Raw genomic sequence first — 8,004 nt, 5'->3', positions numbered from 1 at the left:
AAAACCATAGACCGTGTAATAAAATGTTTTCAAGAGGACGAAGTAAACTGCATTATTTTCGGGCACAGCCATATGCCATTATCACAGCTCTATAAGGACATTTTACTATTTAACCCAGGCTCGCCAACAGACAAAAGGCGAAACAAAAATTATTCTTTTGGTATTTTAGAGATTCATGAGAGTATTCATCCTCATATAGTATATTTTTAATGACTCAATTTTGACTCAATTTTCCACGTCCCTCGTGGGTCACATTAAATTCCTGAAATATGTTCCCTATTGGTTTTGTGGCTACGCTTTCCTATAAGCCCGTCTTTCTGCATATTCCGCACATTGCAAACAAACTATAATTTTTTTGCCACGATCATCTATATATTTCCGCCTTGAATCTCTCGATGTCTTCTTATTGCAAATATTGCATCTTTTTTTAAACATTAGCCTCCTCCTTAGATATGATTATATTGATAGTTTTCTTGGTTTTTCCTTCCATTCTCATCCCTCGTGATTATTCAATTAGAAGACCTTCCAAAACGAATATTAAAACAACAATTGCAAATACGATTATTGAGATTATAAGTAGCTTTTTATTTTTCCTTACCAAGCCTATTACGATTCCGATTAACAAAACAATTCCACTTAAAACGATTAACGGATCTATAAATTTACCACCATTATTTAATCCTTCTTTCATATCGATTTGCAGTTTATGTAAATGACATAATAAATGTTAACCATTTCATCTTATTAAAATATCGGTTTTAAATGATCATATGCACGTATGTTCTTTGGGATAGTTCTCAACTTTTAATTATTTTCATCTTATCATATTTTTACTAGCATATTACAATATTCCAAAATAATTTTACATATTATTACACGTCCCTGGTGGGTCAGCCATGTATTACGATAATTACTGGCTCTAACACCATAACCATAGAAATATCTAGTTTCAATATTTCTAGCATTAGGCATTTGTTTATCGTACTGCCACCTATAACGCATAAAATCTCACAGCTGCCCATGAGCTAGCCCACCCCATAGTCGTTCATCTGTTATTTCTTCCAAGAATTATGTAACGCAATTATATTTTTTACTTCAATTACTTCTTTTTGAGTTTTCAAGCTATCATGATCCCAACAGAATATAACATCAAATTTAGGAGTATCCAGATATTCTGGTTTATCATAAAAGGATGACTTGTAACAGGTTCTAATCCACTTTCCTTGTTTAATTAAATCCCTTATTATCACATTTATCTTTTGGGTCTCCTAGGGGACATTTCTCAACTTTTCCTGCTTTTAATCTATTATCTTATATAATTAATTAAGTTACAATATTTATCCAAAATCAATTGCATGATTTGTAAATCTATGTCATAATAAACCCAAACAAATGTTCATATTCAATGATAAAAAAAGAAGGTGAACCCCATGCCAAGAATCGCAAGACGTAAAGACCCAGAACTCCCACACCACGTCATGTGCAGAAGCATCAGTGAAATCAGACTCTTCAGAAACGACAACGATAAAATCAAATACCTCCAACTAATAGCACTCTACTGCCAAAAATTCGAGTGCAAAGTTTTAGCCTATTGCCTAATGGACACCCATGTCCACATTCAACTCGATCCCAAGGGCTGTGACATCTCCAAGTTCATGCATGGCTTAAACCTTTGTTATGCTCAGTATTACAATAGGAAGTACCGTCGTCACGGTCATGTCTTTCAAAACAGATTTCTTAATAAGGTAATCGACGTAGACGAATACAATCTAACGGTCTCCGCATACATACACAACAATCCAAAAGATTTACCCAACTATTACGACTGTGTCGATGAATATTACTTCTCATCCTACGGCATCTACCTAGATAAACATCCTGATGATTTTGGCTTAATAGACGCAGACTTCATCTTGTCTCAGTTTGGCAAGAGCCCTAAATTAGCTCAGAAAGTATATGCAGAGTTTGTAACCTCCTGCAACAAGGTCATCCAAAAGGAGAAACTCTTCGACATCATAGAAAAATTTGTCTCCACCGAACCCTACGAATACCGTAGCGAACGATACATCTACTACCGAGAACTAAAACCAAATCAAGTCATAGAAATAGTAGCAAAAACCTTCAACATAAATAATCCAGAGTTTATAAAGATTAAGTACAGTCATAGCATCACAAATTTTAAAGCAGTATCAATATTTTTAATGAGATGCCTCTGTGATTATAGTTATAAAGAGATCTGTAAGGAAATCAGGAATCTTACCCTATCTCAAGTAGCTAAACTCAATCGAAAAGGTTTTGAGCTGATCCAAAGTAATCCAAAGTATCAAAGCCTGCTGCCAGACCTACTTGAGAAAATTAAAGTAGCTTAACCGCTTATCAATAATAACAAATATAATTTGAGACCAATATAAGATGGTCTTAGAGCTATGTAACAATTTCTAAGAATTCCTTATATAATGCTTATCAAAACCAGTTAGGCATTATTTTTTTGCCCAAAAATCTTCATTATAAGAAACTACATGTAATACTTCGTCTCTAAACTGCTAAAAGTACAGATATGTCCCCTAGTTACCCCCTACCCCCTAATTTTTAATCCATTAGATATATGGTATATTGTTTATGTCAAACTAGAAATTAATTTCAAGTAATATTGGTGTATGATCTTGTCTTGGACCTGAATCAATCATTTCAGATTTAATTACTTTATCTGTAATGCGATTGCTCACCAACCAATAATCAATTCTCCAACCAGAATTATTAATTTTACTTGTTTTAGCACGCTGAGCCCACCAAGTATAAACATCTGTTACATCTCCGTGAACATAGCGAAAGGTATCTGTAAAACCTTTTTCTAAAAGATTTGTAAAGCCTTGGCGTTCCTCATCAGTAAAGCCAGCTGAGTTACGATTATTATTAGGATGAGCCAAATCGATTTCTTTATGTGCTACGTTGAAATCACCTGTTGCTATAAGATACTTCTCTTTATCAAGATTTACTAGATAATTTGCATATTTTATATCCCAAATCTGACGCTCTTCTAAACGATTCAGACCATCCCCCGCATTGGGCGTATAAACTTGTGTTAGGTAGAAATGTTCAAACTCTAATGTAATGATTCGACCCTCAGCATCCATGGTGCCTGGCGCATCAATTACTGGAAATATAACGGATGGTTTTAAATGGTTCTTATATAAAAACATGGTACCTGCGTAACCCTTGCGAGCTGGTTCTACTGAACTATTCCAAACAATTTCGTAATCTGGAAACTTATCCTTCAAAATTTCTAAATGCTTTTTCGTAGGACCATTACTTGATAACTTTGTTTCCTGTAAGGCAATAATTTCTGGATTATGTTGTATAATCGTCTCTAATACATCTCGAGATAATAAAGCACGTGCTGAATCACTTGTTAATGCTGCATTTAATGAATCAATATTCCATGAAATAAACTTCAATGTTTTCCTCCTAATAAAATCTATTTGCCAACTTATTTTTCTATCAAATTCTGTAAGTGTAGTATTATCTGATAAAAATAGTATATCCATAAAGTGTTAAAAACTCAAGTTTTCAAAGGTAGTGCTTATATTTTCAGGGAGTGAAATAAACATTAGAATGTTTAAGTAAGTAGAATTTGTTTTTTCGCAAGTGATTTTGGTTTACTTTTTTAATTTAAAAAGCTTCATATTTTATTCGTTAGTAAAAAATCCGTACCCCATTTCTTTATTATAAAGACCATAGCATGAAAGTGTTTCCGCTACTTCTTCCTTGGATAAGTATCTTTTTGGCCACCAGCTCAAAAAATCTTCTGAAAGTTCCTTGATAGGAGTTTCTGGAGTATAGAGAAGGAATTCTTCCCCATCTTCCATTCCATGTGGGACTGAGGCTATATAACGTATCTGGTCTTTAATCCATTCCTCTCCCTCATTATTTTCGGTAGTTATTTCACCAAGAGTCATAGAATAGGTATAGTCGTTTACCTGCTTTATATCATCAAATTGTCCACTAAAGGCACAAATATAGACTGAACCATATGGATACCCCTCACCACTGCTACCCATCTCTGAATCATGGTATATACCTTCAAAAGAACCATCAGAATTTAGTGTGATTAAAGTTGCCCATGCACCAGCACCACTAGAAAAGGCTAGCTTCTTTGAAGTCTCCTCAAAAAGTTGAATTTCTTCGCTTACAGTAACTTCTTCGTTCTTTAAGATTTCTTCTCTCCTTATGATTTTGTCTACTGGTTTCTTAGCTTCTTCTGGTTGAGATTTATTTTCCGCTACATCTACATCAGGCGTTTCCTCAACCATGATTTCACTGTTCGCTTGTTGAGTTTCTCTTTCCTTTGCTTTTCCACAACTACTCAATAACCCTACGCCAATCACAAAGCACATCAGTACTATTACAACTCTAAATGCATTTCGCTTAACTTTCAAAACTCATACCTCCTCAAAGTTCTCTGAAAGATATTTGCCACTAGCAGTAATACAACACTCCAGAGATATTGTCGGTTTTTCTTTTATCATATCATTTATAGTGAAATATTTTACAATATTCTTATGATAATTCTTGCACATTTCTATACTTTATGAAAAAATATAATCAAACGAGTATTCGTATCTAACGATAAAGAAAGAGTGAATTTCATGCCAAGAACAGCACGACGAAAAGACCCGGAACTCCCTCATCATGTTATGTGCAGAAGCATTAGTGAAATCAAACTCTTTAAGAACGACAACGATAAAATTAAATACCTACAACTAATGGCACTTTACTGTAAAAAATTTGAATGTAAAGTTTTAGCCTACTGTCTCATGGACACTCACGTTCATATTCAACTCGATCCAAAGAGCTGCGACATTTCAAAATTCATGCACGGCATAAACCTTTGTTATGCCCAATACTACAATCGTAAATATCTACGCCATGGTCACGTATTCCAAAACAGATTTCATAATCTTGCAAAAATAGTAGGGGAATTTATTTAAATAGCAAATTCTTAAAATATGTTGCCTATTGGTTTTTCAGCGAAAAGCTGAAATTTTCTGCTTATATGTATTTATACACCTTGGTATACAAAGTGCTTTTTATTTGCTCAAATATGTCCTCATCCACTTTGCTACCTGAAGTCATGATGAACAAAGGAATGGCCTTCTTTCCCTGAGATATTGGAGGTTGCATATATGGATATTCGTTAAGGAAAAAATTATTTCGCTTGTAGAAGCCAATACGCCTGCTCGCCATTTCTGTTTCTGGCGGTTCAACTTCCAGACAAACGGTTTTATCAAGCAGTTCCACCAGTTCATTCAGTATATATCCTCCAATTCCACCATTTCTATGCTCAGGATTTACAACAAAATGTTCGATGTAAGCGAATTTATTAAATTCCCAAACCGCAATAAAAGCCTTAATATCTTGAGATTCGTTACACAACACATATATAGAATAGCCAGGGTTATTGAGCAGTGCTTTTTGCTCATCGTAGGTTCTATATTCATCACTTGGAAAACTCATTTCCATTAGATCATATATTGTATCGAAATCTTGAATTTTTAGTTTTTCTATCATAGTAATTTATCTCCTCATCAACATTAACACAGCGACAAATTCAAATTTTATATCACGTGTACGAAAATCAAAACCGTTTGTAGTTCTACCTATCTAGATGAACTAGACTATCGCGCTGATGACCTTGGCATCCTCGATACCGACTTTATTCTCTCTCAATTTGACAAAAATCCAAAAGTAGCTCACAAAATCTATGCTGAATTTGTAACTAGTTGCAATAATGTCACGCAAAAACAAAAGCTGCTCGAAATAGTAAATTACTTTATTACAACTAAACCATATGAGTACCGTAGCGAATGCTACATATATTTCAAAGACCTAGAACAAAACCAAATCCTTGAAACCGTTGCAGATGTCTGTAATATAAAACAAAATATTGCCACGCTATTACTGAATACAAGGTAATCTTAATCTTTCTCATTAGAGACCTATGTGATTACAGCTACAAACAAATATGTAAAGAGATTGGCAATCTAACTCTTTCAAGAGTAGCAAGCCTTTGTAACCAAGGCTTCGAGCTATTAAGTGAAGATTATAGGTACAAGGATGTAGGCCTAAATTCCTTCATGCGGTTTCAGCGGCTTAAGTATTCTCCATATTCATATCAACTCACCACTAACTAATTGTTCACTAGACACGTGGTGAGTTTGCTAAGTCTTTTTTTGCTCTTTTTTCATATAATAAGATTATTAATATATAAAATACAGCTTATTAATTATCATTTTTCTTTCACTATCTCGCAAAAGCAGTGGGATAATTTATGTAAATAGTAAATTCTTGGAATCTGCCCTTTGTTGTTGTGTTATCCTACTATCCTACTTAGAATATAAATAATTTTCAATTTAATTTGCAAATGTTGTGTTTTTTGCTTTCCATTTTTCAAGGGCAATACTTAGCCAAAAACCATAAATTCCAAATGTGATAATAGTAAGCAAAAACCATTTAATCCAATTGCCAAATAAACCAACTGCACTACCATTAAATTGAAGCCTTCTACCTTCTACCACAGTATGATTTATTCTCCATCCATAAACCATACATAAAGCCCAGGGATAGCAAATACCTAATGTAATGGTGGTAATAAAAATTCCTAAAAGAGACCAACCAATTAATTGGAGTAGTCCTCCGTCAAAATATGAATCCTGTTTTACATTACCTCTTTCAATATTAGTTTCCATAATTCACCTCCTACTTTGATATGTTAATGCTACAATATTCACCATATTTATACAATACCTTTAATGACCTAGTATCTGTACAACTACATGAATTAAATGGTAGCGGAGCATTTATGCAAGAATTCAGCTCTTTAAATAATGAATATGTAGCTCGTTCTTATTTGATTGGTGATGGGGGGGCCACTGTAAGAGCACAGGTAAGAGTTGGAATTACTTCTAAAAAAATGCTAAGAAAAAGTTTAATGATGAAACAATTTATTGGGAAATGAATACTGATAAAGATATTGCTCAAGTTACTTGGCTTAATGAACATATTATTTTAGTAAATGATGTTAAGATTGATTTATATGATAAAAAAACATATTATAACTGGAAACATTATATTGGCAATGAAAGTAAGAAGGATGTGTAAATAAATCTGTGTTTTAGGAAAATATTGGCTCATTCCTGGTAAGAATCTAAATAATGATTTAAACCAGGAAGGAGCTATTTTTATGAGTAAATCACCAAAAGAATTTCCTAGAGAGATGATTAAAGAAGGTGACCTTAAAACAGCTGGAGATTTACATTCTTATCTGAAAGATATTTTAAGGATACTCTCTAGAAAATGCTAAAAGCTGAACTAGATACGGAGTTAGCTATTCAAAAGGAGATCGCAAAAACGCAGACAGACAATAGACGTACACCCTTAGGTCCACTTCATCTCACTAGGGTCTTAGTTTTGATTAACATATTTTATTGACTATATTTTGGCAACATTTCTATGTCTCCAATGATCTAAGATTACATATAACACTAAAACAATCCATCCCATTTTCCTCACACTCCACTAAATAAAAGTATCCATCTCTATCAATACCATAACACCTAACACCGTTATAACAATACTCACAATAATCAATATTCCGCGTATCATAAAATGTAGTCAAATCTAATATCAATAAATTTAACCTACCAGTTTCATCTGTTGACCTGATCTCTGTAGTATATCATCTGCACGGCTTTTAGCATTTTTAAGTTTGATCTCTAATACAATGGAATTCACCTCATCTAATGGAAATTGATTTATTGCCTTAATTATTCTAATTGTGTATTTTTATCAAGCTTCAAAAATTTAGCAATATCTATAGCAGTCTATAGATTTTCAGTATTTAATTTATTTTCTCAAACTTCGCACATAAATAATTGAATACAAGTATTGGAATTCCGGGTTTACAGGTATAAAAATAGCATGAAAACACCAGATTTGTTATAATTG

At 33.4% G+C, this 8,004-nt stretch carries 11 protein-coding genes; 5 read left to right on the top strand and 6 right to left on the bottom strand.

The features are described 5' to 3' along the window. On the top strand, positions 1-210 hold a 210-nt coding region (locus DES36_RS14485; protein ID WP_146953675.1), incomplete at its 5' end, for a metallophosphoesterase family protein. Between the two features lie 295 nt (positions 211-505). Here the strand turns inward: DES36_RS14485 and DES36_RS14670 are convergent. Both DES36_RS14670 and DES36_RS15350 read right to left on the bottom strand, forming a co-directional pair. Further along, a complete protein-coding gene (locus DES36_RS14670) occupies positions 506-691 on the bottom strand; it encodes a hypothetical protein (protein WP_146953673.1) in 186 nt (61 codons plus the stop codon). A gap of 199 nt (positions 692-890) precedes the next feature. Further along, the gene (locus DES36_RS15350; RefSeq protein ID WP_278278709.1) at positions 891-1,022 is read right to left on the bottom strand and encodes a hypothetical protein; all 132 of its coding nucleotides are present in this window, start codon (positions 1,020-1,022) and stop codon (positions 891-893) included. A 408-nt stretch (positions 1,023-1,430) separates the two neighbouring features. On the opposite strand from DES36_RS15350, the gene DES36_RS14475 reads away from it, so the two are divergent. Then, entirely contained in the window at positions 1,431-2,369 is a 939-nt protein-coding gene (locus DES36_RS14475; RefSeq protein WP_113921932.1) for a transposase, read from the top strand. Between the two features lie 258 nt (positions 2,370-2,627). On the opposite strand, the gene DES36_RS14470 is transcribed toward DES36_RS14475, so the two are convergent. Continuing rightward, a complete protein-coding gene (locus DES36_RS14470; protein ID WP_242981788.1) occupies positions 2,628-3,545 on the bottom strand; it encodes an exodeoxyribonuclease III in 918 nt (305 codons plus the stop codon). Positions 3,546-3,686: 141 nt separating this feature from the next. Continuing rightward, positions 3,687-4,436 (bottom strand): hypothetical protein, encoded by a 750-nt coding sequence (locus tag DES36_RS14465; protein WP_113921930.1) that lies wholly within the window; start codon positions 4,434-4,436, stop codon positions 3,687-3,689. A 210-nt stretch (positions 4,437-4,646) separates the two neighbouring features. Here DES36_RS14465 and DES36_RS14460 point away from each other — a divergent pair, with 210 nt between their 5' ends. Next, positions 4,647-4,988 carry a transposase gene (locus DES36_RS14460; RefSeq protein WP_113921928.1) on the top strand — a complete coding sequence of 114 codons (342 nt, stop codon included), beginning with the start codon at positions 4,647-4,649 and terminating at the stop codon, positions 4,986-4,988. Positions 4,989-5,049: 61 nt separating this feature from the next. On the opposite strand, the gene DES36_RS14455 is transcribed toward DES36_RS14460, so the two are convergent. Both DES36_RS14455 and DES36_RS14450 read right to left on the bottom strand, forming a co-directional pair. Beyond that, positions 5,050-5,568 (bottom strand): GNAT family N-acetyltransferase, encoded by a 519-nt coding sequence (locus DES36_RS14455; RefSeq protein ID WP_113921926.1) that lies wholly within the window; start codon positions 5,566-5,568, stop codon positions 5,050-5,052. Between the two features lie 842 nt (positions 5,569-6,410). After that, complete coding sequence (locus DES36_RS14450) at positions 6,411-6,746, bottom strand: YjgN family protein (RefSeq protein WP_113921925.1); 336 nt, start codon at positions 6,744-6,746, stop codon at positions 6,411-6,413. A 20-nt stretch (positions 6,747-6,766) separates the two neighbouring features. On the opposite strand from DES36_RS14450, the gene DES36_RS14665 reads away from it, so the two are divergent. Continuing rightward, positions 6,767-7,015 (top strand): hypothetical protein, encoded by a 249-nt coding sequence (locus tag DES36_RS14665; protein ID WP_148581906.1) that lies wholly within the window; start codon positions 6,767-6,769, stop codon positions 7,013-7,015. Then, complete coding sequence (locus DES36_RS15005; RefSeq protein ID WP_170128343.1) at positions 7,012-7,158, top strand: hypothetical protein; 147 nt, start codon at positions 7,012-7,014, stop codon at positions 7,156-7,158. The genes DES36_RS14665 and DES36_RS15005 overlap by 4 nt, the downstream gene beginning before the upstream one ends. The last annotated feature ends 846 nt before the right edge of the window (positions 7,159-8,004 follow it).

This window comes from Alkalibaculum bacchi (assembly GCF_003317055.1).
GTDB lineage: Bacteria > Bacillota > Clostridia > Eubacteriales > Alkalibacteraceae > Alkalibaculum > Alkalibaculum bacchi.
Note: the sequence above shows the minus strand (reverse complement) of the source record. Positions and strands in the feature narration are given on the sequence as shown.

Bases quoted from the DNA above. Each gene is read 5' to 3' on its own strand.
- DES36_RS14470 (WP_242981788.1), bottom strand. From the start codon at position 3,545: ATGGATATACTATTTTTATCAGATAATACTACACTTACAGAATTTGAT.
- DES36_RS15350 (WP_278278709.1), bottom strand. From the start codon at position 1,022: ATGGGCAGCTGTGAGATTTTATGCGTTATAGGTGGCAGTACGATAAAC.
- DES36_RS15005 (WP_170128343.1), top strand. From the start codon at position 7,012: ATGAATACTGATAAAGATATTGCTCAAGTTACTTGGCTTAATGAACAT.
- DES36_RS14455 (WP_113921926.1), bottom strand. From the start codon at position 5,568: ATGATAGAAAAACTAAAAATTCAAGATTTCGATACAATATATGATCTA.
- DES36_RS14450 (WP_113921925.1), bottom strand. From the start codon at position 6,746: ATGGAAACTAATATTGAAAGAGGTAATGTAAAACAGGATTCATATTTT.
- DES36_RS14460 (WP_113921928.1), top strand. From the start codon at position 4,647: ATGCCAAGAACAGCACGACGAAAAGACCCGGAACTCCCTCATCATGTT.
- DES36_RS14665 (WP_148581906.1), top strand. From the start codon at position 6,767: ATGTTAATGCTACAATATTCACCATATTTATACAATACCTTTAATGAC.
- DES36_RS14475 (WP_113921932.1), top strand. From the start codon at position 1,431: ATGCCAAGAATCGCAAGACGTAAAGACCCAGAACTCCCACACCACGTC.
- DES36_RS14670 (WP_146953673.1), bottom strand. From the start codon at position 691: ATGAAAGAAGGATTAAATAATGGTGGTAAATTTATAGATCCGTTAATC.